The 26,154-nt window shown below is 44.5% G+C and carries 18 protein-coding genes and 1 pseudogene; 11 read left to right on the plus strand and 8 right to left on the minus strand.

The window, feature by feature from the left end; translation table 11 throughout:
* Positions 1-12: 12 nt before the first annotated feature.
* Together QUB13_RS21850 and QUB13_RS21855 are read right to left on the minus strand one after the other, a co-directional pair.
* Positions 13-3,378: a response regulator gene (locus tag QUB13_RS21850; protein WP_333384690.1), complete on the minus strand. Its 3,366-nt coding sequence runs from the start codon at positions 3,376-3,378 to the stop codon at positions 13-15.
* Positions 3,379-4,177: 799 nt separating this feature from the next.
* The gene (locus tag QUB13_RS21855) at positions 4,178-5,260 is read right to left on the minus strand and encodes a class I fructose-bisphosphate aldolase (RefSeq protein ID WP_194009326.1); all 1,083 of its coding nucleotides are present in this window, start codon (positions 5,258-5,260) and stop codon (positions 4,178-4,180) included.
* Positions 5,261-5,486: 226 nt separating this feature from the next.
* Here QUB13_RS21855 and QUB13_RS21860 point away from each other — a divergent pair, with 226 nt between their 5' ends.
* A complete protein-coding gene (locus QUB13_RS21860) occupies positions 5,487-8,105 on the plus strand; it encodes a M1 family metallopeptidase (protein WP_333384693.1) in 2,619 nt (872 codons plus the stop codon).
* Positions 8,106-8,465: 360 nt separating this feature from the next.
* Positions 8,466-8,942, plus strand: coding sequence for an NUDIX hydrolase (locus tag QUB13_RS21865; RefSeq protein WP_333384696.1), 477 nt, complete (start codon positions 8,466-8,468; stop codon positions 8,940-8,942).
* A gap of 350 nt (positions 8,943-9,292) precedes the next feature.
* Here QUB13_RS21865 and QUB13_RS21870 read toward each other — a convergent pair whose 3' ends face one another.
* The 5 genes from QUB13_RS21870 to QUB13_RS21890 all read right to left on the minus strand — a co-directional run bounded on the left by QUB13_RS21870 (position 9,293) and on the right by QUB13_RS21890 (position 12,957).
* A complete protein-coding gene (locus tag QUB13_RS21870) occupies positions 9,293-9,592 on the minus strand; it encodes a phycobilisome linker polypeptide (protein ID WP_333384699.1) in 300 nt (99 codons plus the stop codon).
* Positions 9,593-9,721: 129 nt separating this feature from the next.
* Positions 9,722-10,591, minus strand: a complete 870-nt coding sequence (locus tag QUB13_RS21875; protein WP_333384702.1) for a phycobilisome linker polypeptide — start codon at positions 10,589-10,591, stop codon at positions 9,722-9,724.
* 292 nt (positions 10,592-10,883) lie between these two features.
* Positions 10,884-11,699, minus strand: coding sequence for a phycobilisome linker polypeptide (locus QUB13_RS21880; protein ID WP_333384705.1), 816 nt, complete (start codon positions 11,697-11,699; stop codon positions 10,884-10,886).
* Positions 11,700-11,847: 148 nt separating this feature from the next.
* Positions 11,848-12,336 carry a phycocyanin subunit alpha gene (cpcA, locus tag QUB13_RS21885; RefSeq protein ID WP_265239849.1) on the minus strand — a complete coding sequence of 163 codons (489 nt, stop codon included), beginning with the start codon at positions 12,334-12,336 and terminating at the stop codon, positions 11,848-11,850.
* 102 nt (positions 12,337-12,438) lie between these two features.
* Complete coding sequence (locus QUB13_RS21890; RefSeq protein ID WP_265239850.1) at positions 12,439-12,957, minus strand: phycocyanin subunit beta; 519 nt, start codon at positions 12,955-12,957, stop codon at positions 12,439-12,441.
* A 1,226-nt stretch (positions 12,958-14,183) separates the two neighbouring features.
* Here QUB13_RS21890 and QUB13_RS21895 point away from each other — a divergent pair.
* The 4 genes from QUB13_RS21895 (at position 14,184) to QUB13_RS21910 (ending at position 21,135) form a co-directional block, all read left to right on the plus strand.
* Positions 14,184-17,009 carry a cation-translocating P-type ATPase gene (locus tag QUB13_RS21895; protein ID WP_333384710.1) on the plus strand — a complete coding sequence of 942 codons (2,826 nt, stop codon included), beginning with the start codon at positions 14,184-14,186 and terminating at the stop codon, positions 17,007-17,009.
* A 266-nt stretch (positions 17,010-17,275) separates the two neighbouring features.
* Positions 17,276-18,508, plus strand: coding sequence for a DNA replication/repair protein RecF (locus QUB13_RS21900; RefSeq protein WP_333384713.1), 1,233 nt, complete (start codon positions 17,276-17,278; stop codon positions 18,506-18,508).
* A gap of 197 nt (positions 18,509-18,705) precedes the next feature.
* Complete coding sequence (gene psb27, locus QUB13_RS21905; protein WP_333088058.1) at positions 18,706-19,104, plus strand: photosystem II protein Psb27; 399 nt, start codon at positions 18,706-18,708, stop codon at positions 19,102-19,104.
* Between the two features lie 381 nt (positions 19,105-19,485).
* On the plus strand, positions 19,486-21,135 hold the full coding sequence (locus QUB13_RS21910; protein WP_333384718.1) for a family 10 glycosylhydrolase: 1,650 nt from the start codon (positions 19,486-19,488) through the stop codon (positions 21,133-21,135).
* 108 nt (positions 21,136-21,243) lie between these two features.
* Here the strand turns inward: QUB13_RS21910 and QUB13_RS21915 are convergent.
* Positions 21,244-21,968 (minus strand): annotated as a pseudogene (locus QUB13_RS21915) (Uma2 family endonuclease).
* 132 nt (positions 21,969-22,100) lie between these two features.
* Here QUB13_RS21915 and QUB13_RS21920 point away from each other — a divergent pair.
* The 5 genes from QUB13_RS21920 to QUB13_RS21940 all read left to right on the plus strand — a co-directional run bounded on the left by QUB13_RS21920 (position 22,101) and on the right by QUB13_RS21940 (position 26,094).
* The gene (locus QUB13_RS21920) at positions 22,101-23,252 is read left to right on the plus strand and encodes a DUF262 domain-containing protein (RefSeq protein ID WP_333384721.1); all 1,152 of its coding nucleotides are present in this window, start codon (positions 22,101-22,103) and stop codon (positions 23,250-23,252) included.
* The gene (locus tag QUB13_RS21925) at positions 23,249-23,833 is read left to right on the plus strand and encodes an AAA family ATPase (RefSeq protein WP_333384724.1); all 585 of its coding nucleotides are present in this window, start codon (positions 23,249-23,251) and stop codon (positions 23,831-23,833) included. The genes QUB13_RS21920 and QUB13_RS21925 overlap by 4 nt, the downstream gene beginning before the upstream one ends.
* Positions 23,834-23,848: 15 nt before the next feature.
* Positions 23,849-24,403 (plus strand): AAA family ATPase, encoded by a 555-nt coding sequence (locus tag QUB13_RS21930; protein WP_333384728.1) that lies wholly within the window; start codon positions 23,849-23,851, stop codon positions 24,401-24,403.
* 3 nt (positions 24,404-24,406) lie between these two features.
* A complete protein-coding gene (locus QUB13_RS21935) occupies positions 24,407-25,378 on the plus strand; it encodes a hypothetical protein (RefSeq protein WP_333384730.1) in 972 nt (323 codons plus the stop codon).
* A gap of 65 nt (positions 25,379-25,443) precedes the next feature.
* Entirely contained in the window at positions 25,444-26,094 is a 651-nt protein-coding gene (locus tag QUB13_RS21940; protein WP_333384733.1) for a polysaccharide deacetylase family protein, read from the plus strand.
* The last annotated feature ends 60 nt before the right edge of the window (positions 26,095-26,154 follow it).

The following is a 26,154-nucleotide window of genomic DNA, read 5'->3' on the forward strand; positions in this document are numbered from 1 at the left end:
TTGAATTTGCAATTACTTAAAATCTAAATCTGCCACACCTTCCCATCCTTCCGGCACTTCATATTGTTGATATTGCTGACAGCGTTTTACATAAAGTAGAGCAGCCCTATCCTCAGAATTTATAACTAATACCTCTTCAAATCTTGATTGAGCTAGGGCAAAATCTTGACAACCGTAAGCCCTGATTCCTTCCTCAAAAATTGCCTGAGTCTGAGTCTTTAACTGGTTGGATAATCCCAGTTCTTCATCATAAACTTCATAAACAGCAACCGATTCAGTTTTCCCTTTTACCCTCACTCTATCGAGAAAACGGGACTTAAAATTTGGTAAACCTTCCAGCCGAGATAGAGTATGTTCGCTAATCAAAATTCCCACTCCGTACAGCTTCGTTAAGCCTTCCAAACGAGAGGTCAAATTAACAGCATCAGCAATCACCGTCGTATCCATGCGTTCGGATTCGCCAACGGTTCCCAGCATTAAATTACCCGTATGCAAGCCAATACCTATAGAAATCGGAACCTCACCTCCCAGTTGCCGCTGTTCGTTGTACAGCGCTACTTGTTTCTGCATCGCAATTGCAGCTTGCACAGCATCATTAGCTGACTCAGGAAACAGCGCCATAATCGCATCGCCAATATATTTATCAATAAAGCCTCGGTACTGCCGAATAACTGGGCTGACTTGACTGAGATAAGAATTAATAAATTGAAAATTTTCTTGAGGTGTCATCGCTTCTGACAGAGTTGTAAATGAGCGAATGTCAGAAAACATTACCGTCATTTCTTGCTGTACTTGGTCGCCAATTTGAACATCAATAATACTTTCCTTTCCTAAAAATTTGAGAAAATTGCGCGGCACAAAACGCCCGTAAGCTGAAGTTATTTTTGCCAGAGAAATATGCGTTCTGATGCGGGAAAGCATTTCTTGTTTCTGAATCGGCTTCGATAAATAATCATTAGCTCCCGATTCAAATCCCTCCACAATATCTGCCACTTGATTTTTTGCAGTCAGCATCACAATTGGAAGTTCATAAGCTGGAAACTGCTCGCGGATTTTTTGACAAACTTCATAACCGTTCATGTGCGGCATCATCAAGTCTAGCAAAATCAAGTCAGGAATAAAACCGCCTTCCATTACGGCCAAGGCCTCTTGTCCGTTACTAGCTTCTGTAATGGCGTAATTGTACAGGGAAAGGTTATTGATGAGTACCTGACGGTTAATGGGTTCGTCATCAACAATCAAAACTTTGAACTGTTTTTCATGATTTATTGTCAGCGGTAACTCTTCGACCACTATTGGGATGGCTAACTCGTAAATCTTAGTTGTTTGAAGCTCTGCTGACGGCTTGGGTTCAGTTTTGACAGTGGAAATAGGCAAGGTAAATGTAAATTGCGAACCTTTCCCTAGTTGAGACTCAACCAGAATTTTACCGCCATGCAATTCAACCAATTTTTTGGTGACAGCTAAACCCAATCCTGTACCGCCATATTCTCTGGTGCTAGCTCCTTCTGCTTGTTCAAAAGATTCAAATATTCTCTCAAATTGATTTTCGGCAATGCCAATTCCGGTATCAGAAATCGTTACAGCCAAGAGAGAGTTTGTAGTTGGTGATTTTGGGAAATTTACTGCCGATAGCTGAGGCTCGACAACCACTTTTGCTGACACTGTTACCGTTCCTAAAAAAGTGAATTTAATCGCATTGCCCACAAGGTTGTGCAAAATCTGTTGCAGGCGCTCTTCATCGGCTAAGGCGGAGGGAAATTCCGCAGAAATCGAGTTGATTAATTGCAATTTTTTAGGGGCAGCTAGGGGTTTACTCATGGTCAAAATTACATTGGTAACTGCTCGTAAGTCTACGGGTTTCAGTTGCAGTTCCAAATTTTTGTGCCTCAATTTAGAGAAGTCAAGAATATCGTTGACTAAATTAGACAAACGCCTACCGCTGGAGACAATCAAAGTGAGGTTAGCTTGAGTTTTTTGGGGAAGTTCTCCGGTTGCTCCGTCAATCAGGGATTCAGCGATGCCAATGATGCCGTTGAGGGGTGTGCGGAGTTCGTGAGATGTGTTGGCAAGGAATTCATTTTTGAGTTGATCAAGGTCTTTTAAGTCTTCATTTTGCTTTGCTAGGGCGGCAAAAGATTCTTGAAGTTGTCTTGCCATGCTGTTGAATGAATTTGCTAGTTGTCCGATTTCAACTATCCTGCTGAGCGGGACGTGCTGCTCTAAGTTTCCCGTGGCAATTTCTGCGGATGCTTGAGAAAGTTTAAGCAGTGGTTTCGCAATCCAGGCAGCGGTGAAAATACCGATAATAATTGCCACAATTAAAGTTACAATACATAGCAGGATCGTAGTTTGGTTATTGGCATCAATTTCTGCTGTAAAGTCTGATTCGGGGACAACTACGATAACTAACCAATCTAAAATACCTAATTCATCTCGAAAAGGGGCAGCTTGCAGAAAATGTTTCTCACCGTCGAGCAGAAATTCCATCTGCTGAGGGGTATTTATTTTATTTAAATTTCCAAATTGCTCGAATAAATATTGAGTTGTTTTTCGGGTTAAATGGTCGCTAATTTTTTCGGCGTGAAGACGCTCGGTTTTACCGCTGGCAGCAACTGTAAAAGGTTTGTTGATTGTGGAGCTAGCAACTAAAAGTCCGCTGCGTTCGACGATGAAAATTTTCCCTGATTTGCCAACAGTGAAACTGTGCAGGAAGTCGCTAATTTGTCCGAGGGAAATATCGGTCAGAAAAACGCCCTGAAGTGTTCCTGTACTGTTGTAGAAGGGGTAGACTGCTGAAAGGTCTAGCCTGTCACCTAAAGCGGAAGTATCTATGGCGCTCCAAGTTGGGCCGCCGGCCCGGACAGCAGCTTTATACCAATCGCGAGTTCGAGCATCATAATTGGGTTTTTCTCGAATTAATTTGATGCGATTGCCTTGATTGTCAACTGCATATCTGCGGATGGCGTTACCAGTTGTTTCGTTCGCTATTACTGTGTAGCCTTCTGGTTTATTAGCGCCTACAAATTCTCCTTTTGGGTTGGCAAAGGCGATGGTTCCAATATTAGGATTAAGGGATTGGCTTTGCTGCCAAAAATAGCCTTCCATTTGCTTAAAATTGGTGGGATCGAGTAACTTTTGGCGAATTGTATTGATGTGAATTTGCTCAATTAAATGAGGTTTAGCTAAGTAGCTTGTCAGGTGAAGTTGGACGCGGGCTACCACTTCACGCCGCAACTGGCTGGCAACATTGTTGACCGCTTTTTGTCCGTTGCGGAAGGATAGATAGCCCACTAGCCCAACCGCTACAAAAATTTGTATTACGAAAGGAACGACGAGGGTGGCACGGAGGCCGAATTTGCCGGGATTATTACTCATAAGGGGGCGCGATCGACAAATGTGAGGCTAAAGGGGGTATAGTTCATTATTTATTATAAAAATTCATTTTTTAAGAGATACAGTTAGGGTTATAGGATTTTAGTTTGAAGAATTGAGAATTAATGATTAAGCTTGTGGTTGAGAGTTGACCTAGAGTTGCATTGTTTTTTAGATATGCTATTATTTTGGTAGCGAATTAGAAGGTAGAGGGAATCATAAATAAAAATTTATGCCTTCTATTTTATACTTACAAAATCTCTAAGATCGGAGCAATTTAATAAAAATTGACAATTTACAACTTAGTAATTGCAAAGTTTAGATTTTTTTGGGTAAATTTAGTATAAGTTATTTTAACAAAATCGGTGCATTGTAGGGGCTTGATGAAGATATGATTTGGTTTTAAACAAGGCTGTGGGGTATTTAAATTGATAGTTTTTCGAGTCAGCAAGCGGGCATTAGTGCGGGTTTTTTTACATAAAAATTACCCTCGATATTTTGATATTTATAGCATAAAATATTCGATGGAAAAATATTGCCAAGAATTACGCCGACTCAACATAAAATCAATGGTGGCGATGAAAATGCTAATGAACGAAAATTTAATAACTTAAATATCTGCCACACTCCTCTGTTTTCAGAAGCGATGGCGTAAAGAGAGGCAGAGCCTCGCTTATCTGCATTACCAGGCAGAGCCTGGTAACGAGCAATACTAAAAAAATGCTGAAGGCGGTTGAAACCGCTGCCGACTTCCTCCCCATGTCTCCAGCCAGGGGCTTCCGTCTCGTTCTTCGGTGAATGTTTAGGCGATCGCAATTTCGGACGACAAATAAACGTCTTGAATGGCGTGGAACAATTTTACGCCTTCTTCAAAGGGACGCTGAAAAGTTTTGCGGCCGGAAATTAAGCCGCAGCCGCCAGCGCGTTTGTTGATTACTGCGGTGCGAATGGCTTCGGCAAAATCGTTTTTTCCCGAAGCACCGCCGGAGTTGATTAAACCCATTCTTCCGGCATAACAGTTGAGCACTTGATAGCGTGTTAGATCGATCGGGTGATCCGTTGTCAAATCGGAATAAACGCGCTTGTCGGTTTTGCCGTAACTGTGGCCGCTGGCTTTAGCAACTGCTGCGTAGCCGTTGTTGCATTCGGGCAATTTTTGCTTGATGATGTCAGCTTGAATTGTCACTCCTAGGTGATTTGCTTGAGCTGTTAAATCCGCTGCTAAGTGATAATCTTTGTCTTGTTTGAAGATATCGTTGCGGAGGTAGCACCACAGAATTGTTGCCATTCCGTATTCGTGAGCTTGGGCAAAAGCTTGACTGACTTCTTGGATTTGTCGCGTCGATTCTGGGGAACCAAAATAAATTGTTGCTCCGACTGCAACTGCTCCCAAATTCCAAGCTTGTTCGACGGAAGCAAACATTATTTGGTCGGCTTGATTGGGATAAGTCAGTAGTTCGTTGTGATTTAGTTTAAGAATGAAAGGAATTTTGTGGGCGTATTTACGAGATACGCTGCCCAACACTCCTAGGGTGGTGGCGACAGCGTTGCAGCCTGCAGAAATTGCTAGTCTGATGATGTTTTCGCTGTCAAAATAAATGGGATTTGGTGCAAAAGAAGCGGCTGCTGAGTGTTCGATTCCTTGGTCTACTGGTAGGATGGATAAATAGCCGGTATTCGCCAAGCGTCCGCTAGAATAAAGTTGCTGGAGCGATCGCAAGACTTGGGGAGATCGATCGGTTTGAGCGAAAATGCGATCGACCCAATCCGGGCCTGGCAGGTGCAACAAATCTTTAGAAACTTTTGCTTGATGGGTGAGCAAGTCTTCGGCTTCGTCGCCCAGCAAAGATGCGATCGCACTGGGAACTGATACTGTAGCTGTCATGCTGATTGCCCTCTCAATTTCAATTTCAGGCTGATGATTGCAGACATTAGCCTTGTTGATATTGTAGCGAAAAAATCATATTTTTCATCCCGGCAAAGATCGCCCGAATTTTCAACAAGATTAGCGACAACAGCAACTAGGACGCGCTACCCTAGAATAAGCTGGCAGTTTAGCTTTCCTCGCTGCTGCCTGCGATCGCCTATCGACACACAACTCTGCCATCATAATGTCACACACTTACTTTGATTCTGAAAACGGTAACAAGTCCTTCGAGATGCCCGGTGCCAGACCCCACTACAACCCCGATCGCCCCGGACAAGTAGAGCATATTTTCCTCGATTTAGTGCTGGATATTCCCAAACAAAGTTTTCGCGGCACTTGCAGCATCCGCATCAATCCAGTCCGCAGCGGTATTGACAAATTAACCTTAGATGCTGTAAACCTGAACATTAAATCAGTAAAAATCGGCGAAACCGAGCAAAATTTTGACAGCGACGGCGAAGTGCTGCAAATTCAACTGCACGAACCAACAAAAGCATACGAACCAATTACAATCGCGATCGAATACTCGGTCGAAAAACCCCAGCGCGGTCTCTATTTTGTCGGGCCAGATAAACACTATCCCGACAAGCCAACACAAGTTTGGACTCAAGGCGAAGACGAAGATTCCCGCTTCTGGTTTCCCTGTTTCGACTATCCCGGACAACTCGCAACTTCCGAAATTAGAGTACAAGTTCCAAAACAACTTTTTGCAATATCTAACGGCGAATTAATTAGCACAAAAAATGAGGGCGACGATAAGATTTATCACTGGTCGCAAACCCAGATCCACCCAACTTATTTAATGACCTTAGCTGTCGGAGATTTTGCCGAAATTAAAGACGAATGGAACGGCAAACCAGTTAATTATTACGTCGAAAAAGGCCGCGAAGCCGACGGTAAGCGTAGCATGGGCAAAACGCCCCAAATGATTGAGTTTTTCTCTAAAGCATTTGGCTATCCTTACCCTTTTCCTAAATATGCTCAAGTCTGCGTCGATGATTTCATCTTCGGCGGTATGGAAAATACTTCGACAACTTTGCTAACAGATAGGTGCTTGCTAGACGAACGCGCTAGCCTCGATAATCGCGGTACAGAAAGCTTAGTTGCTCACGAATTAGCTCACCAATGGTTCGGCGATTTAGTAGTAATTAAACACTGGTCTCATGCTTGGATCAAGGAAGGTATGGCTTCCTATTGTGAGGTGCTGTGGACTGACAAAGAATACGGCAAAGAAGATGCGGCTTATTATATGTTAGGTGAAGCCCGCAATTATTTAGCTGAAGACAGTTTTCGTTACCGCCGCCCGATTGTCACTCACGTTTACCGCGAAGCGATCGAATTATACGATCGCCATTTGTACGAAAAAGGCGCTTGCGTGTATCACATGATTCGCGCCGAGTTAGGCGACGAACTATTTTACAAAGCAATTCAAACTTTTGTGCGGGATAACGCTCACAAAACTGTAGAAACGATCGATTTGCTAAGGGCGATCGAAAAGGCGACAGGCCGCAATCTGATGTTTTTGTTCGACCAGTACGTTTATCGCGGCGGTCATCCAGATTACAAAGTTGCTTATTCTTGGGACGGCGACAGCAAATTAGCCAAAGTGACTGTCACACAAACTCAGATCAAAGATAGCAAAAAGGACAACGGTAATAGCAAAGATGTCTTCGACCTAAAAATTCCGATCGGCTTCGGTTATAAGCCGGAAAAAGATGCAGACGAGCGAAGTGCTGCTAATATAAAAACTTTCACTGTTCGAGTGCACGAACGCGAGCAAAGTTTCTATTTCCCCCTAGAAGAGAAGCCCGCTTTTATCAGTTTTGATGTCGGAAATAAATACTTAAAAACCGTTGTTTTAGAGTATGGAGTTGCCGAATTAAAAGCTCAGTTGAAGTTCGACCCTGACCCGGTTTCCCGGATTTATGCAGCCAAAGCTTTGGCGAAAAAGGGAGGACTGGAAGCTGTGAAAGCGCTGTCAGAAGTTCTCAAAAAAGATCGGTTTTGGGGTGTGCGGGCTGAAGTAGCTACTCAGTTAGTTGAAATTAAACTCGACCAAGCTTTTGAAGGTTTAGCAAGTGGTTTGAAAGATAAAGATGCTAGGGTTCGCCGCGCTGTGGTGAATGCGCTGGGCCAAATCAAGACTCACGAAACTTATAAGGCGCTGAGGTCGATCGTCGAAAAAGGCGACGACAGCTATTATGTAGAAGCGGCCGCAGCTAGTGCTATGGGCTCGATCGCAGGGGCGAATCCCGACGAAAAACCGACGGACGAACAGGTACTCAAAGAGTTAAAATTGGTTTTGAAAGAGCGTCAGGGCTGGAATGAGGTTGTGCGATCGGGTGCTATTGCCGGTTTGGCGCAAATGAAAACTTCTGAAGATGCGCTGAATCTAATTTTGAAATATACAGCCATCGGTACTCCGCAAGCTTTGCGCTTGGCTGCAATTCGCTCTTTGGGGACAATTTCTACAGGTCAAACTAAGCTTAATTTAGAACGAATTTTGCACCGATTGGCAGAATTATCTAAGGAGACGTTTTTCTTGACTCAAGTATCTGTGGTAGTGGCTTTAGGACAGATGGAAACTCGCAAAGCCATTCGGATTTTGCGTTCTTTAGCTGACCAAACTCCCGACGGCCGCGTCCGTATGATGGCTGATGAAGCTGTGCAAAGAGTGCAGAAAAATGCTGGTTCTGATGCAGCCGTGAAGCAGTTGCGGGAGGAGTTAGACCAGGTGAAGAAGGAGAATCAAGATTTGAGGAGTCGGATGGAAAATCTGGAGGCTAAGGCGAAGAAAGATTAGAGGGAAAACCGCACACCGGCGCGGATAGAGGCCGATTTGGGCGATCGGCTTTTATCTGCGCGCGAGTATTACAATATTATTTTCTAGCTGGAGTGCATCTACATTTGCTAGTTTTAACAGAGGGAAAGCAAAATATGTCTGTTCTCTACTGTGCGGTTGTCTAAAATGGTGAATGATCTAGAATCAGGCGTGCAGTTTTTATTGTTTAGGAACGAAAAGTTAATAACTTAAATATCTGCCACACTCTTCCTGATAGCTAGCAGAGCGGACTTATGCACGGGCGGTCAGAAACTGGGTTTTTTTACGAAAAGACGCGCTGTATCCCGGATATTCGGTAAAACACGCGGTTTCTTTAGTCCTATGCCTCAGTCCTATATTAATCTAGTTGCAGCAGCTTTTGCACCCACAACTATTGCCAAAATTATGAGTATAACCGCTTTATTGGTAGAGCAATCGGGAGTAATTCCCTACCGCATTCAAGACGGAAAAATTGAAGTCATGCTGATTACTTCTTCAACCAGTAAGCGCTGGGTAATTCCCAAAGGGTTAATTGAACCTGATATGACTCCGCAAGATTCTGCAGCGAAGGAAGCTTGGGAAGAAGCAGGTTTGTTGGGTAAAGTGTTGCCGGATTTGTTGGGAACTTACAAATATCAAAAGTCCGGCCATACTTGTCATGTAGAAGTATTCTTGCTACCAGTGCAAACTATTCTGGAAAATTGGCCGGAAGCTAGCAAGAGAAAGCGGCAGTGGGTAAGTATTCCGAAAGCAATTAAGCGGGTGAATGAACCGGAACTCAAACTGATTCTTGCAGATTTACCGAATCAGTTCTGGTGATTGACATATATTAAGCCTTTCTCAGAAAGATGAGGTACTATGCGGCATCGGGCATCCGCCAAACAGGGCATCGGGCATCGGGTATACCTCAGCACGCTTGAGAACTGCTATATATTAAATCGGCGTTAAAAACCCCTCGATCAAAGTCGGCGATTGAAAGAGACTGTTGGCGAATTCGCGGGGGTTTTCCCTCTCACTTCTGGAGGGCAGGATTTCCGTTGGTTATTGGCAGTTAACTAGGTATGCGATCGATTAGACATTTAGTCCCTCACCACTAAAAATAGTGGTGAGAGGTAAAAATCTTTTGAGATGCGCCAGCAGTCTCTTTTAATCGTCCTTTTCAATCGCTCTTAATTATCATCTGAGGATGATTCATGGGACGATTCTGCAGACGATGATTCATGGGACGATTCTGCGATCGCACTTAGCGGCTGAATGCTTACAATCTTCCCGCCCATGCGAGTAATCCGCTGCATTTCTTGATTCATCCGATTGTACGGCACGGTGATAAATGTACTGCCGCTCGATCGAATCGAATAATCAATATTTTCCGTATCATCGCTTTGGCGCAAGCCCACAACTTCGTACCGAAAACAGCGACCTGCGGAAGCTGTATTGCCACTTTTTCCAGCTACAATTTGACCTAACATAAGCTTCTTGGTAATTGGTTATTTGTTACTTGTTATTGGTTAGTTGTTAGTTGTTAGTTGTTATTTGTTATTTGTTACTTGTTGGTTCTAATAACCAATAACTAATAACAACTAACCAATAACCAATAACTAAATTTGAGTAATGCTGGCGATTTTTCCGCCCAAACGATGAATTTTCTGCATTTGCGGCAGCCAATCCTCAACAGGTACGATGAAAGCCTTGCTGCTGCGACGCACGCTAGGATAGCCACCTGTGCGAATCCCCGAAACTTCCACGCGCAACAGTCGTCCTTCCTTGCCGTAAGCTGCCGCGCCGCCGAAACCGCTGCTGGGAGTTACGTTTTGTGCCGAAGGGCGATATGCCCAACCTTCGTTACCACCGGAGGGACCAACTACTGCCGTAGCGTTGTTGGCACCAACTTCGGCTGCTAAGCGAGAGTTATTGCCTTCTATTTGAGATGTATCGCTATTTGCGTAGCCCCGATACAAGCGGAACATCCGGGTAAAGCCAACGGATCTTTGTCCCCGTTGAAATTCAAAAGCCCGGTAGTAAGGTACGATATTATCTCCAAAGCTTTCTTGATATTCTACTGAATCGATGTAGGAATCAATATCAGCATCGTATCCTTCGTTTTGGTACAAATCTAAGTGATGAATTACTTCAGATTCGTCGTAAATAGCCCGACCGAGCAAGTGTTTGTAGTTTAGTTCGATCGTCCGAGTTTGGAAGCTGTTGTAGAAAAACTTGGTTTTGTACAGTTCCGATTTTGCTACAGCGCGTACAAATTCTCGTACTGTTAAGCTGCCGTCTCGCAGGAGAGATTCAGAACTTGTCAGGCGATCGGATTTCATCAAATAGTCGTTGCCCAGCACCTGACGGTAAACGGCACGAATCACAGTTTCTACGTCATCTTTGGTGTAGTTCGGGCGTAACTCGACCTTCGGCGCATCGCTCAATGCGGATGTTCCCAGTCTGGACGCTGCTGTGGTAATAGCCACCAGATTTTCTCCTAAATTAATAACAAAAGTTTAAAGCTTTGTTGCACTTGAGATTTTTAGGACTAAGGCTAATATGTGTATGGGTAGGATGCATAGTAAGCACCTTACCTGTATACATCAATTAAATAGGTAAGTGCCAATAGACCTCGGATGGGTCGGGTGGGTTTTGCCACAATAAATTGCTTACTAGCATATATCTCGGCTAAACCCGCCACTACAAGTATGGTTTTTCCTGCCTATCTACTTAATCCTAATTTGTTTTCGGACGCTTGAAAAAACGTCTTTATAAACTTTAAGCTGTGGTAATACTTACCACTTTGCCGCCCCGTTTGTTGATTTGCTGCAAGCGGCTCGAAAGTTGATCGTAAGGTACAAGATATTCGGTAGTAGTCCGCCGCACTTGGGGCGAAAACTTAGCCGCACCTTGCATTGCCGTAACTCGGTAGAGTTGGCCGCGAGAACCGCCGGAAACGCCGCCAAGGGATTTTCCAGTGGACGGAGTGGAGATTGGCGAAGCCGTATTTCTGGCAACTTCCCAGGTTAGCCGCGCTTGCTTTTGGTTTTGGGCGCGATCGCTGTTGGCATAGCCCCGGTACAATTGAAACATCCTGTTAAAACCGACGGTTTTTTGACCTCTTTGAGTCGCGAAACCGCGATAGTAAGGCACTACACTTTCGCCAAAATTTTCTTCATACTCAACTGAGTCAATGTAAGAATTGATTTCAGCTTCGTAACCTTCGGCATTGTACAAATCAACGTGGAAAGCAATTTCCGACTCGTCGTAAGGAGCGCGGCCTAACAGATGCTTGTAATTAAGCTCGATTAACCGCGTTTGCGAGTTGGGGTAAAAAAACTTTTTCCGATAAGTTTCGGAATGTGCAATTGCCCGCACAAAATCTTTAACTGAAATCTGTCCTTGCACCAGTAAAGATTCGGCACTGGTGACTCGTTCGCTCGACATTAAATACTCATTGCCGAAAACTTGGCTGTAAGCAGCGCGAATTACTGCTTTCGCATCGTCTTGCGTCCAGTGGGGGCGTAGTTCTACCCGTCCAGCTTCTTCAAATGCTTTGATTCCCAACCGTTCTGCTGCACCTAATCCCGCCATCTTTGCTTCTCCCTTTTTTGCTTTAAAAACTAACAACTGCTTAAAAAAGTATTTGGAAAACTCGGCTAAGATCGCAGATGCCCGGAATTGTATACAACCGCTAACACTCAAGCTAGCAGCAGCTTACATTTCCGGGCATCACGCAAATCTAGCTCAGAGCGTTGATTGCGTAGTCGAGGTAGGAATTCGCTTCAGTTGCAGCATCGCCACTCAGACCGTGGTTGCCTTTGATGTACTTGAGAGCTTCAACGTACCAGCTAGGAGACAATTCAAATGTCCGGTTGATTTCGTCAACACCTGCAATCAGGTACTCGTCCATTGGGCCTGTACCGCCTGCAACTAAGCAGTAGGTGACCATGCGGAGGTAGTAGCCGATGTCGCGAGAGCACTTGGCTTTACCGGTTGGGGTAGAAGCGTAGTTCGGGCCTTGCATTTGTTGGGTGTACGGAAATTTGTTGTACACAGCTTGAGCTGCACCGTCAATCAATTGCTGAGACTTGGCGGTCAAAGCCTTGGCTGCTTCCAAACCTGCTGCTGCTTGGCGGAAACGTCCGAATGCGACTTGCAGTTCAGTGCTGCTCAGGAAACGGCCTTGAGAATCGGCTGCTGTTACTGCTTCAGTCAAAGGGGTTTTCATTGTTCTGGTTTCTCCCTAATGTTGTGTTGTTTTTGTACAAAAATGATTGTTTGCAAAAATGCGATGCTCGCTTCTTTACAAGAAATGTTCGCTTGGCTATTTTTAGCCGACTGCATTAGCTGCGCGGTCGAAGTAGCTGCCGATTTCGGACATCAGCGAGCTGCAATCACCACGGGTAATGCCGTTGGGGTCGTTAGCAAGTGCGATCGCTGCTTCCTTCATTTTTTGCACGCCGGCTGCAACCGAACCACCGGGAACTCCCAGAGCTTGGTAGGTTTCACGCAGACCGTTCAAACAGCGGTCATCCAAAACGCTGGCGTCGCCTGCAAAAGTTGCATAGGTCACGTAGCGCAAGATGATTTCCATATCGCGCAAGCAAGCTGCCATGCGGCGGTTGGTGTACGCATTGCCACCAGGAGCGATCAGTTGAGGCTGTTCGGCGAACAGGGTGCGAGCTGCATTGGCTACGATGCTGGATGCGTTACCGGTGATGCGGTTTACTGCGTCAATCCGCTTGTTAGCGTCGGAAACCATGCTGCTGAGAGCATCTAGTTGGCCCTGGGCGAGGAATTCGCCGCGAGCGTCAGATTGGGAAACCACTTTTGTAAATGCGTCAAACATGAAAGAACTCTCCTACTTGAGTTAATTGAGTTTGGTTGCGGTATAAAACCGTTAAGTTAAATTTGTTCAGGCTACGAGTGCCTGTAAGGGTTGAAATTTGATGCCAGCTAATCTGCTGCTCCGATCGATTTCTCCCTTTCCGCTACCTGCACTATTGTGACATTGCAACGGACGTTTAAGAAACCTTAGAAAATTTTACACCTTTTATGAGATGCGACAAACCTTGTTAATCAGTGTTTTTGTTAACTTGCGTCTGTCGTTTCAACCTTCTTATGACATTTATACAATGCCCTATGGCATTTGTTTATTACAAATTATTACAGCAGCTTATCCCTCTGAGAAGGTAAATTGATGTTGAGCAACTCCGGGCTAATCTCCCTCCTAAGATAGATGCGATTTTACATACATAGCTCTTGGGTTTGGTTCAATTGCCCTGATTTTTACCGTGGGGCCGCACAAAATTGTCCCGCATCCCGATCGCGATTGTGCGCTTTGCCCCGAAAAAGCCTATTATTAAGAAAAGTTAAGAGAATTAAAGTTTTGCGAAAACAAGGCGGGGGAATAGGGAAAAAAGCCAAAAAAGTGCCCAATCCAAGATCCACTCAGAATTGGGTGGTTGACATACTCCCCGCCATAGAAAGGACGGAGATTCTTGACGGTTCATCGCAACCTGAGCGACTGTTGTCGTCTTACTGTCGCTCCCCGTCCGTTTCAAGTCTCCCTAGGCCCGATGGCGACTACAACAATGCAAAGAATTTGATTGTTGCAGTTATTTAGATCGCAAGTTTTGGGAAAGCCGTAGAACGACAGGGCTTTAAACCCAATTTTTTGGTAAGGTAGATGAGTGCTATCAGCGTTGACATACTCCCCGCCGTAGAAAGGAGGGGGATTCTTGACGGTTCATCGCAACCTGAGCGACCATTATCGTCTTACTGTCGCTCCCCGTCCGTTTCAAGTCTCCCCATGCCCGATGGCGACTACAATCAAATAATTTGATTGTTGAAGTTATTAGAGCACAAGTTTTGGGAAAGCCGTCGTAGAACGACGGGGCTTTAAACCCAATTTTTGGGTAAATATACCAACAGATCGAGAGAGCCAGAGATAGACCAGAGATAGAGAAGTGTCTAGCTTCCTGCTTCTTACCTCTTCGCAATACCTATGCAGTATCGATCGACTGTAACTGTCCGGCCGCAACCACCTTTATGCCCCACGCTCGATCGTAATTTATGTCTTCTTTAAATTCTCCCTCTTCTTGGCACACCGTAGCAATTGACAAAACCCTCCAGCAGCTAAACAGCAACAAAGACGCTGGCTTGAGCAGCCAACAGGTGTCAGAACGCTTGCAGCAATACGGCCCCAACGAACTCGAAGAAACAGGAGGCCGCAGTCCGTGGTCGATTTTTGTCGATCAGTTCACCAACATCATGTTGTTGATGCTGATAGGTGTGGCCGTGGTTTCTGGATTCTTAGATATCAGGTCAAATACTTTTCCCAAAGATGCGATCGCCATTTTTGCGATCGTCATACTCAACGGCATTCTCGGCTATTTCCAAGAACAAAGTGCCGAAAAAGCCCTCGCAGCCCTCAAAAACCTCGCTTCGCCCCTAGTCAGAGTCCTGCGAGACGGCAAAACTTCAGAAATAGCAGCCAAAGAACTCGTACCCGGAGACGTGATGCTGTTAGAGGCTGGGGTAAAAATAGCAGCAGATGGCAGGTTGATCGAAGCATCAAATCTGCAAGTCAGAGAATCTGCTTTGACGGGAGAAGCAATGGCAGTTACCAAGCAAGCTGAGCTAGAACTTCCCGAAGATGCTTCCTTGGGCGATCGGCTAAACCTAATTTTTCAGGGCACAGAAGTTGTTCAAGGGCGCGCCAAGGCGATCGTCACCAACACCGGAATGCAGACTGAACTGGGCAAAATTGCCGCCATGCTTCAGTCAGTAGAAAGCGAACCAACTCCCCTGCAACAGCGGATGGGACAGTTGGGAAATGTTCTAGTCTCCGGTGCCCTCGGCTTAGTCGCAGTTGTCGTCATCGGCGGCATGATTACCTTCAACAACGGCGGCATCGGGTTAGATACCAGCAGGTTTGAAGAATTGTTAGAAGTTTCTCTCAGCATGGCTGTGGCTGTAGTTCCCGAAGGACTCGCAGCAGTCGTGACAGTTACTTTGGCACTCGGAACTAGGCGGATGGTGAAGCGAAACGCCCTGATTCGCAAACTTCCTGCTGTAGAAACTTTGGGTTCAGTGACTACCATTTGTTCCGACAAAACAGGTACTCTGACTCAAAATAAAATGGTCGTTCAGCGAGTGTCTACGGGCGACTGTACGATCGGCATCGGAGGCGACGGCTATGCCCCGATCGGAGATTTTACCGATCGCCATACCTCGACCCAAATTAATAATTTAGAAGAATATCCAGAACTCGAATCTTTATTAATTGCCTGTGCCGTTTGCAACGACGCAGTATTGCAGCACGAAGAGCAAGAATGGAAGATTTTAGGCGACCCCACAGAAGGAGCTCTGCTGTCTTTAGCGGGAAAAGCAGGCATATATAAGGAAAAACAGTGTCAATTGCTGCAGCGCACGGCGGAATTTCCTTTTTCTTCCGAACGCAAGCGGATGAGCGTGATTTGCCAAGTGCCGGGCCGATCGGGACATTCAGGATTTCCAGCAGAAAATGGACAGCAGGCGAATTATTTGATGTTTACCAAAGGCTCTCCAGAGTTGACTTTGGAGCGCTGTAAAGGCATCATAATCGGCGATCGAGTACAACCTTTAAATCAGGAAATGCGCGATCGCATCCTCGCCGAAAACAACAACATGGCAAGCGAGGGTTTGCGAGTCCTCGGATTTGCCTACAAAATTTGGGAAAACCTGCCGCCCGAAGGTTCTGACGAAACCAGCGAACAAGACATGATTTGGCTGGGACTCGTCAGTATGCTAGACGCCCCGCGCCCGGAAGTGCGCGAAGCCGTGGTGAAGTGCCGCGATGCAGGGATTCGGGTGGTGATGATTACAGGAGACCACCAGTTGACAGCAAAGGCAATTGCTAGTGATTTAGGTATTGCACAAAAGGGCGATCGAGTTCTCACCGGTCAAGAATTAGAAAAACTCAGCCGAGAAGAACTCAAACAGCAAGTCGAACAGGTTAGCGTTTACGCCCGCGTTTCCCCCGAACACAAATTGCGAATAGTCCAAGCTTTGCAAAGTTGGGGCAAATTTGTCGCCATGACAGGCGACGGCGTTAACGACGCACCCGCATTGAAACAAGCCGATATCGGCATCGCAATGGGAATTACCGGCACCGATGTCAGCAAAGAAGCTAGCGATATGGTGCTGCTAGACGACAACTTCGCCACTATTGTCGCCGCCGCTGAAGAAGGGCGAGTAGTTTATACCAACATTCGCCGCTTTATCAAGTACATTTTGGGTAGCAACATCGGCGAAGTTTTGACAATTGCGGCCGCACCATTAATTGGTTTGGGAGGAGTGCCGCTGACCCCGCTGCAAATTTTGTGGATGAACTTAGTCACAGACGGCGTTCCCGCTTTAGCTTTGGCCGTGGAACCGGCCGAACCGAACGTGATGAACAAGCCTCCTTTCAGCCCGCGAGAAAGTATTTTTGCGCGGGGTTTGGGTTCTTACATAATTCGGATCGGGATTATTTTTGCAATTTTGACGATCGCCATGATGAAATGGGCTTATGACTATACTCACGCTCCCGGACACGGCAATCCAGAGGCTTGGAAAACAATGGTATTTACAACTCTTTGTTTGGCGCAAATGGGTCACGCGATCGCCATTCGCTCTAACACTAGGCTAACTATCGAGTTAAATCCCTTCACTAATCTTTTTGTTTGGGGAGCTGTAATTGTTACTACTGCTTTGCAATTAATGCTGATTTACGTTCCGCCCCTGAGAGCATTTTTCGGCACTCACTATTTGTCGCCCTTTGAATTGATGGTTTGCTTCGGTTTCAGCGCCCTAATGTTTGTCTGGATTGAAATGGAAAAACTGTTTGTGCGCTTGTACAACAAAGCTCGTAAATAGTGTTAACGGCTGACGGATAATGAGCGATGTTTCATTATTCGTTAGACCCTTCACATTTGGCGCGAGTCTAAACACTATACATTGCGAACACAACGCTCCGCAAAAAAGCAATTGCAGAAATTCGCCCTTGAATAGGTAAGGTGCTCTTCGGCGCACCCTACGATGACTGTATTACCAATAACCAATAACCAATAACTAATAACCAATAACCAATAACCAATAACCAATAACCAATAACCAATAACCAATAACTAATAACTAATATTATGTATTTGAAAACGCTGCACCTACGGCAGTTTCGGAACTACTTCGATCAAAAGGTAGCGTTTGACGCTCCCAAAACCATTTTAGTAGGAAATAACGCTCAAGGAAAATCTAACTTGTTAGAAGCTGTAGAGTTGCTTTCCACCTTAAAAAGCCACAGAGTATCGCGCGATCGCGATTTAATCCTCGACTCCAAGCCGATCGCCCAAATTGATGCTACGCTAGAACGTCAAACCGGAGCGATCGACCTATCTTTAACACTGCGCTCGGGAGCGCGCCGCAGCCTGAAGCTAAACGGCGAACCGCTGCGCCGCCATTTAGACTTTTTGAGCGTCTTAAATGTAGTACAATTTTCCTGTTTGGATTTGGACTTAGTGCGCGGCGGGCCAGAAGGAAGGCGCAATTGGATCGATCGGCTAGTCATCCAATTAGAGCCGATTTACGCTCACATTTTGCAGCAGTACAACCAAATTTTGCGCCAGCGCAACGCTCTGTTAAAACGTTCTAAAGCAATCAGACAAGCCGAATTTTCCGAAAATTTTGACAAAACCCGATTTCTGCAACTCGAAAATCCCGAACCGGAAAATATTCAATACTCGCCAATTCCCAACTCCCAATCCCCCATTCCCACTTCAGAATTAGCCTTGTGGGACGCGCAGTTGGCGACAGCGGGCGCTCGCGTGATCCGCAGGCGCGATCGAATTTTGGAGCGTTTGATGCCATTAGCTCGCAATTGGCACCGTTCAATTAGCGGTTCAGCAGAAGTTTTAGATGTGAAATACGATGCTAATATTGAAGTAAGCTCAGAATTAATTGGTAAAGACAATCTCGAAGGAGTTCGGCAAGCATTTTTAGATAAAATTCAAAGAAGGGCGATCGCAGAACAGTTTCAAGGAACCACATTAGTCGGCCCCCACCGCGACGACATTATATTTACAATTAACAATACCCCAGCTCGTCAATACGCATCCCAAGGCCAGCAGCGAACTCTCGTATTAGCATTAAAATTAGCCGAATTGCAGCTTATTGAAGAAGTCGTAGGCGAAGCACCTTTACTATTGCTAGACGACGTACTTGCCGAACTCGATCTAAACCGCCAAAATCAACTTTTAGAAACAATTCAAGAACGATTTCAAACTCTAATTACCACGACTCACTTAGGCGCTTTCGACAGTCAGTGGCTGCGACAAACCCAAATTCTCTCCGTTGCTTCTGGACAAATCAATAGATTTTAGATTTGAGATTGATTGACGGATTGATTTTAAATTGGAGATTCATAAATCAATCCCTGTGAGATTGACAAATTGTACTTTTTATGGTATTACTGCAATAAATAATAAAAATTTGACATTATTTGACATTATTAGCTCAATTCGAGATACGATAAAGGTTAAATTTGATTGCCGCTTTCACTTCCTTTTTTCTAACCCTTATGAAGCATTACATTTCCCGTCTGTTAGCCCTCGTATTAGTTGTTGTCATCGGTGTAGCTGGCTGTACCAATGTTCCCGCCACTCTGAGTGGAGACTACAGCAAAGACACATTAGCATTAGTCAGCAGCTTGAGAACAGCGCTCACTTTACCAGAGGGCACACCGGAAAAAGCAGCCGCTCAAGCTGGTGCTCGCACAAGTATCAACGATTTTTCTGCTGCATACCGCCGCGATCCCGCTCTTGCCAAGCTGACATCTTTCACGACAATGCGGACGGCCTTAAACTCTTTAGCAGGACATTATAGTTCCTATCCAAATCGTCCAGTTCCTGAAAAGTTGAAAAATCGTCTAGAGATTGAATTTCAGCAAGTAGAATCTGCTCTCAATAGAGGGGCTTAATTTCAAGATTTAAGGATAAAAGATCGATTTTAATAATTCATCTTTCATCCTTAACATTTGAGTGTTAACAATTTTTAGTAAAAATATCAACTGTTTTTAGCGCCGACTTTACCCAGGCGTTTTTTTTGCTGGATTTAGCCGTAGGATGCGTCGCGATAGACAACCCATAAATAAGGATCGACAATCTCACAAATTTGTACCTGTGCTTGCAGGGTTGAAGTCAGTCGATTTTTGAGAAATGCTATAAGTAGGGTGCTTGTACCCGTTTTTGGGCGGAGTTAACGAGAAAAAAAGTAGAAAATTTGTAGATGTGCGTCTGGGCGATCGCAAATCCAGCGATCGCCAGCCAATTTAAACTAGAAAACCCGATTCAACTATCCCATGAAAATTGCACCAACTCGCATCGCGAACTTTCAACACCAGCGACGCTTTTTAAGTGCGGTAACTGCTGTTTTAACAAGTAGCTTCATCAGCCAACTTGTCTGGCCATTTATCGAAAATAAAGCAGCCTTTGCCGAAACATCAGCCTATTGTCAATTATCCAAAGAAGACGTAAATCAAAAAGAAGACTTGCGCCGCGCCGCCCTGTCAGGAAAATCAGAATCCCAGCAAGCATATTTTGCCGTTTTGAACAAACACGCGCGGGAAATAGCACAATGCCGCCAAAAAACTTGGCCTCAAACCCAAGCAGTTTGGCTGCGTTTGTATCCCTGCGATGTCAGGCCAGGAGAAGTCGATCGAGTATTAGACAACATTGTCAATAAAGGCTACAATGAAGTCTATATCGAAGCATTTTACGACGGTCAAGTGCTGCTTCCAGTAGCAGATAATCCGACTGTTTGGCCTTCGGTTTTGAGAAATCCCGGCTACGAAAAATACGATTTGCTGGAAAAGGCGATCGCCAAAGGCAAACAGCGAGGTTTAAAAGTATACACCTGGTTGTTTACCATGAACTTTGGCTATACCTATTCTCAGCGTCCAGACAGACAGCAAAACCTCGCATTAAACGGCCAAAACCAGACAAGTTTAACAATAATTAAAGACGCAACAATTAACGACGACTTCGGAGAAGTTCCGGGCAATCAAGCATTTATCGACCCCTACAGTCCGCAAGCGAGGCAAGACTATACTTTATTAGTAAATCAAATAGTCAAGCGCCGACCGCAAGGAATGTTATTCGACTACATTCGCTATCTACGGGGCTTCGGGCCGGCTTCAGTTGCTACCAAAGTTCAAGACTTGTGGATTTACGGCCCAGCATCGCAGCAAATGCTTTTACAGCGGGCTAACAATCAGCAAGGGCGAGATTTAATTCAGCGATATTTGACTAAAGGATTTATCAATACTAATGATGTTCAAGCAGTAGTCAAACAATATCCGAATGAGCGAGAACCTCTGTGGCAGGGGCGAATTCCGCAAGCTGTACCAGTAGCAACTCCCGCTTCTCGAAGACAGAATGACGCATCAAAAGTAGCTTCACAAACTCCCGCCACAAAATCGCCAAATACTGCAAATCCTACACCAAAACCGACACCAAAACCGCCGCTTCCCGACACGGGCATTCTACAAAAAGACCTCTGGCAACTGAGCGTTGCTCACGCAGTCCAAGGAATTTTAGATTTTTTTGGGGTGGCAACTCGGCCTGCTCAAAGCCTGGGAATTCCTGTAGGAGCGGTATTTTTTCCTGATGCAAATAAAAAGATAAATCAAGGGGGATATGATTCAAGATTGCAACCTTGGGACAGCTTTCCGGCTGCTGTAGAATTCCACGCGATGTCTTACGGAAATTGCGGGAATGTAAGCTGTATTGTGCCGCAGGTGGAGCGGGTAGTGAGTTTAGCGCCTCCGGGAGCAAAAATTATTCCTGCCATTGCCGGAGATTGGGGAAAATCTGTGAAAAATCGGCCGTCTTTGGAGATTCAAATGCAGGCAATTCGTTCAGCAACGCCGCAAATTAATGCGGTGAGTCATTTTTCTTGGGGTTGGCAAGAACCGGAGGATGAAAGGGCACGGCAGACTTGTCGCTTTTAGGGGGATGATATCAAATCTGGGTTGATTACCCGATTGCTCGCTCGGCGGTTGAAACCGCGACTATACAAACGAAGTCTGCCTCCGCAGACTAAGAGATTGAGGGGATATTTAAGCGGGATTTGGAAAGCTGGCTAACTGTTGGACAAATTCTTGATGTGCGTCACTGTTTAATCCGGCTTGAAGAGTGCCGATCCTCTTCGAGGGCTTCGCTAACGCACTTGGCATATCACCCTCTATAAGTGCTGAAACTGCCAGCCACAACCCCGGAAAAACTCGGCGGCGGATAATTCCTTCAGCATCGGGGAGTAGAGAAATATATTCTTCTTCCTGTAAGGAAAACCAATCTATCCGGCGATTCATGACTTGCCAAACGAGATATTCTTTGACTCCATTGCGGCGGTAAACTCGTTTTTTGTCCCGCAGATCGATCGTAGCGGTACTTGCAGAAATTTCGGCAACAAATTCGGGTGCACCTTCAATATAGCCATCATCGCTAAGGCAAGTTTGGCCGCCACATTGGGCATCAATTAGCAGTACAGCATCGGGTTGAGGTTCGTTATCCACATCGAGACGCACGGTGGGATTATCGCCGATCCGAGTATGCGCGGTAAAAGCAACATAGAAGCCAAGACAAGTAATTAGGCGAGCATGGGGTTCGGCGTGGGGTTCAAAGCGTAAGGGTGAAGCCATATAAACAATTCCTTCAATCAATTCTGCTTTTTTGAGTGCGGGCATGGCTGTATAGCGCCGCTCGAATTCTGCAAAAATTTAGCAAGTTCGCCATTTTCCAGAGGGGGAATCGTGATGCGGCTGAGATTTGCCGGAGCAATCATGGGTTTTCTCCTGTGATGATGCGTTGCTATCTTGAATTTTATCTAATTTTCGGCTCTCATTTGCTAAAATAGTAAGATCAAGTTTTACTAAAAAGAATACAGAATAAAAGTTAACACAAAGGAGTATTCCCTATGGTAAGTCAGCCAAAACCATATCAGCAAGTATCCAACCAAGATTCGATTGATGACTTAAATGTGAGTCAAGAAGAAGATAACGGTGATGAACCATATGAAAAAGACAAATTGATCTACGATCCTGATGAAATTAATATTTTCACCAGAGAACCAACTATCGAGCAACTTCTAAGAAGAATCGACGAGGAAGCTCTTGATTTAGCACCGGACTTTCAGCGCCATGCAAACATCTGGAAAGATGGCGCGAAAAGCAGACTAATTGAGTCGATCCTGATTCGGATTCCATTACCAGCTTTTTATATAGATGCAACTGATGAGGATAAATGGTTAGTGGTGGATGGATTGCAGCGGCTATCTGCTCTCAAACAATTTATGAGCGAGAAAAAACTGGAGTTAAGTGGACTAGAATACTTGATCAATTTAGAAGGCAAAAAATATGATGAAATCGGGCGCAGATACCAGCGTCGAATACAGGAGACTCAGGTGACAGTTTATTTGATTGAAAAAGGTACGCCTCCTGAAGTTAAATATAACATTTTTAAACGGATTAATACAGGTGGCCTGCCGATGTCTCCTCAAGAAATCCGCCATGCTCTCAACCCTGGTAAGGCAACAAAATTCTTAGCTAAACTTGCTACATCTAATGAATTCGAGCAAGTTACTAATCTTAGTGATTCGCGGAAAATGCGGATGGAAGATCGGGAATTTATACTCGGTTCTGTAGCCTTTATGCTTACATCTTATAAAAAATATCAATCTGAAACAAGAGATTTGTTTTTGACTAAAGCATTATCCAAGATTAATAATATGTCCGAATCCGAATTAGGAGCCATTGAAAATAATTTCAAAAAGGCTATGGTCGCAGCATGGGAAATATTTGAAATAAATGCCTTCCGTAAAGTCTCTCAAAACCAGAAAAAAAAGTTTCCAATTAATAAAGCATTGTTTGAAGTTTGGTCTGTTAATCTCAGTTTACTTAGCGACGATCAACTTGATATATTGAAGCAGCACAAGGAGCAATTGATTGAAAAATTTAGAAATTATGTAGATAGCGATCGAGAGTTTCTGACTTCTATCTCTCAGGCAGCGGAAAAAATCGAGTACAGATTTAAGATAATTGAAAAAATAATTCAGGAGGTTCTGGCATGATTACTTCGCTGCACTTGCTCAATTTTAAACCTTTTGCAAATCTGTTATTGGAATTTAAAAAGCTCACGTTATTTTCCGGCTTAAACAGCACTGGTAAATCTTCTGTTATGCAATCGCTCCTGTTGCTGCGCCAATCTTACCAACAGGGTTTACTGCCAGAAAAAGGGTTGGCGCTTAATGGCGATTTCGTGAATGTGGGTACTGCTAGAGACGCACTTTTTGAGGGAGCAAAAGAGGACTTAATTGGTTTTGACATTGTTTGGGAAAACAACAGCGAAGGGCTATGGCGTTTCAAATATGACCAAGAGGTAGATGTGTTGAACATTGTCTCGGAACCAGTTACTTCGGAAGTGTATAAATCGAATCTTTTTGGCAATAATTTTCATTACCTTCAGGCCGAACGGCTCGGACCGCGCCCATTTAATGAAATGTCGGATTACCAAGTACGACAGCTCGGTCAATTGGGTATCAAAGGTGAATATGCGGCTCATTTTCTGGCTATTAATGGACGGAAAGTTATTCCCAATAGCAGTCTCAGTCATCCAGAGGTAAAATTAAAGACTCTAAGAAACGAAGAGTAATCTACTGCAAAATCAATGGATTTAATCGACCAAGTTGAGGCGTGGATGGGAGAAATTAGTCCGGGTACGCGACTCAAAATTGAGGCCAAATCAGATGTCGATTTAATGAGTTTTCAATATTCCTATGGAGATAGCAATCCTTACCGTGCAACTAATGTGGGATTTGGAATTAGCTACACTTTACCGATTATTGTAGCGGCACTTGCATCAACACCTGGTACAATCATTTTAATTGAAAATCCTGAAGCGCATCTCCATCCGAAAGGACAAGTTAAAATGGGTGAATTGTTAGCTTTGGCGGCTAGCGGTGGCGTTCAAGTTGTGATAGAAACTCACAGCGATCATGTTTTAAATGGGATTCGCATTGCGGTTCACGGGGGCAAACTTGACCCGAAAGATGTTCAGTTGCACTACTTCCACCGTCAAAATCAAGAAGGACAAGCTGTGACTGAGGTAATATCGCCAAAAATCGATCGCAACGGACGAATTGATCGATGGCCGGATGGTTTTTTTGATGAGTGGGACAACAGTTTGGAGATTTTATTGGAACCTGCGGTGGAGGGAGAATAGGCGATGGATTTGGAGATGGTGTTTAATGAACTGTCTGCGCGAACTCTTGCTCCCGATATTTCTACAGCACGTCAATGGATGTCAGAATTGATTAGGACGATGGTTGCAGCTAAAGGCTGTGGATTGAAGGCAATGCGTACTAAAGAAGATTTTTCGGCTATCATACTGGCGGAAAACTATCCTCTTTCTCGTTGGCGCAACGATAATGAAGTTAATAGAGAAGAGCGGACTTTTCTGAGAACTCTGGCAACTAAAACTCCTTTATCCGTTGATATCCCAGATATAGAAATTAAAATAAAAGTTGAAGATCCAGATTGTGAGTTGAGTTTACAGGGCAGCCAAACAGAGGGTTTTAAAGTTGCTCACTATCTTGAAACATTAGCAATTAGTCTGAATTCTGAATCGCTGTGGAATAGCAGTCGCATTAAGTTAGAACTCATACAAATTGATGATAATGAAGAGCTGATAGAAGAAAGTGTAGAGCTTATTCACGCCAGCCAGAAAAACCACGTTCTCGAACACGCTGATTGGATTAAAAAGCGTCTTCAATCAGAACGGATTAACGGCATGGAACTATGGAATCGTAGAGATGAGTTGTTTCCTAGCCTACAATTTTGTGAGGCTGGTAATAAACAGTTGCGGAGACTTCGTGCAGGAGAAGAAAGATTACAACTTGTTTTGGAAATTTTGTATCAGATTGAAGATTGTGCTAAAAATTGGAAAATGGGTTATTTTAGCCTTGATGGTACTTCTATAGAGGTTTCTGGAGAAAGTAAACCAACTCTCGACAAGTATCGTAAAGAACGAACTTTTGTTTGTCCTGATGGCAAGGAACGTCTATTTGAGCAACACGCCAAAATCAGACAACATAATTGGCGAATTTACTTTTTTTTAGAAGTATCAGAAGTAGGTATACGAAAGGTGATTATCGGTTATGTTGGTACTCATCTTCCCAGTGTAAATTATCCTACATAATTTCAATATCAGTCTGGTAAAGATTTAGATAATAATTATATCGTTGACAGCAAATTGTACAGTACATGACTCCCAAATTTATTAAAAAATTGGCAATTCAAACCTTGATCTTAATCGGATCGATCGCCCTTTTTTCCCTATTCCCTAAAAACCCACAAACTGGTAATTCCAATTCCCTCGCCCAAATCCCCCCTTTTGACAATTTCCCGCCCAACCTCCTGAAACCGCCAAAACCCCAAATACAGCCTTCTCCCGCCACAAGTCCGACTCCGAAACCCGCCGAACAACCTTTGGTATTCGCACCGCCAACTCAATTTCGCAGCCAGATTGTTTATAAAGCAAGTATCAGTAACTCAAAAGTTATTGCCCTGACATTTGACGATGGGCCAACTGCGGAAACTTTGAAAATATTAGCAGTTTTGCAGAAACATAATGTGGTAGCTACATTTTTTTGTTTGGGTGCAAATTTGCGAGAAAATCCAGAAATTGCGAAGCAAGTTGTAAAAGCGGGAAATGCGATCGGCAATCATACATGGCATCACTTGTATCACAATGTGACTGAGAAAACAGCATCGGATGAAATTGATAATACTGGGGTGCACATTTATCGATCGAGTGGGGCAAAAAGTTTGTTGTTTCGTCCTCCCGGCGGCCGTTTAAATAACGGTTTTGCAGATTATGCCAAAAAGAAGAATTACGTAGGGCTTGCTGAATAAGCCTAAAACCCTTACCTCAAAAGACTTTGACTCGCGTTCGGCGTAGACAACGTGTAAGAC

This window comes from Microcoleus sp. B4-D4, assembly GCF_036705185.1.
GTDB lineage: Bacteria > Cyanobacteriota > Cyanobacteriia > Cyanobacteriales > Microcoleaceae > Microcoleus.

Coding starts and splice junctions, on each gene's coding strand:
- QUB13_RS21870 (WP_333384699.1), bottom strand. CDS start 9,592: ATGTTAGGTCAAATTGTAGCTGGAAAAAGTGGCAATACAGCTTCCGCA.
- QUB13_RS21920 (WP_333384721.1), top strand. CDS start 22,101: ATGGTAAGTCAGCCAAAACCATATCAGCAAGTATCCAACCAAGATTCG.
- QUB13_RS21860 (WP_333384693.1), top strand. CDS start 5,487: ATGTCACACACTTACTTTGATTCTGAAAACGGTAACAAGTCCTTCGAG.
- psb27 (WP_333088058.1), top strand. CDS start 18,706: ATGAAGCATTACATTTCCCGTCTGTTAGCCCTCGTATTAGTTGTTGTC.
- QUB13_RS21865 (WP_333384696.1), top strand. CDS start 8,466: ATGCCTCAGTCCTATATTAATCTAGTTGCAGCAGCTTTTGCACCCACA.
- QUB13_RS21930 (WP_333384728.1), top strand. CDS start 23,849: ATGGATTTAATCGACCAAGTTGAGGCGTGGATGGGAGAAATTAGTCCG.
- QUB13_RS21855 (WP_194009326.1), bottom strand. CDS start 5,260: ATGACAGCTACAGTATCAGTTCCCAGTGCGATCGCATCTTTGCTGGGC.
- QUB13_RS21850 (WP_333384690.1), bottom strand. CDS start 3,378: ATGAGTAATAATCCCGGCAAATTCGGCCTCCGTGCCACCCTCGTCGTT.
- QUB13_RS21910 (WP_333384718.1), top strand. CDS start 19,486: ATGAAAATTGCACCAACTCGCATCGCGAACTTTCAACACCAGCGACGC.
- QUB13_RS21880 (WP_333384705.1), bottom strand. CDS start 11,699: ATGGCGGGATTAGGTGCAGCAGAACGGTTGGGAATCAAAGCATTTGAA.
- QUB13_RS21935 (WP_333384730.1), top strand. CDS start 24,407: ATGGATTTGGAGATGGTGTTTAATGAACTGTCTGCGCGAACTCTTGCT.
- QUB13_RS21895 (WP_333384710.1), top strand. CDS start 14,184: ATGTCTTCTTTAAATTCTCCCTCTTCTTGGCACACCGTAGCAATTGAC.
- QUB13_RS21890 (WP_265239850.1), bottom strand. CDS start 12,957: ATGTTTGACGCATTTACAAAAGTGGTTTCCCAATCTGACGCTCGCGGC.
- cpcA (WP_265239849.1), bottom strand. CDS start 12,336: ATGAAAACCCCTTTGACTGAAGCAGTAACAGCAGCCGATTCTCAAGGC.
- QUB13_RS21940 (WP_333384733.1), top strand. CDS start 25,444: ATGACTCCCAAATTTATTAAAAAATTGGCAATTCAAACCTTGATCTTA.
- QUB13_RS21900 (WP_333384713.1), top strand. CDS start 17,276: ATGTATTTGAAAACGCTGCACCTACGGCAGTTTCGGAACTACTTCGAT.
- QUB13_RS21925 (WP_333384724.1), top strand. CDS start 23,249: ATGATTACTTCGCTGCACTTGCTCAATTTTAAACCTTTTGCAAATCTG.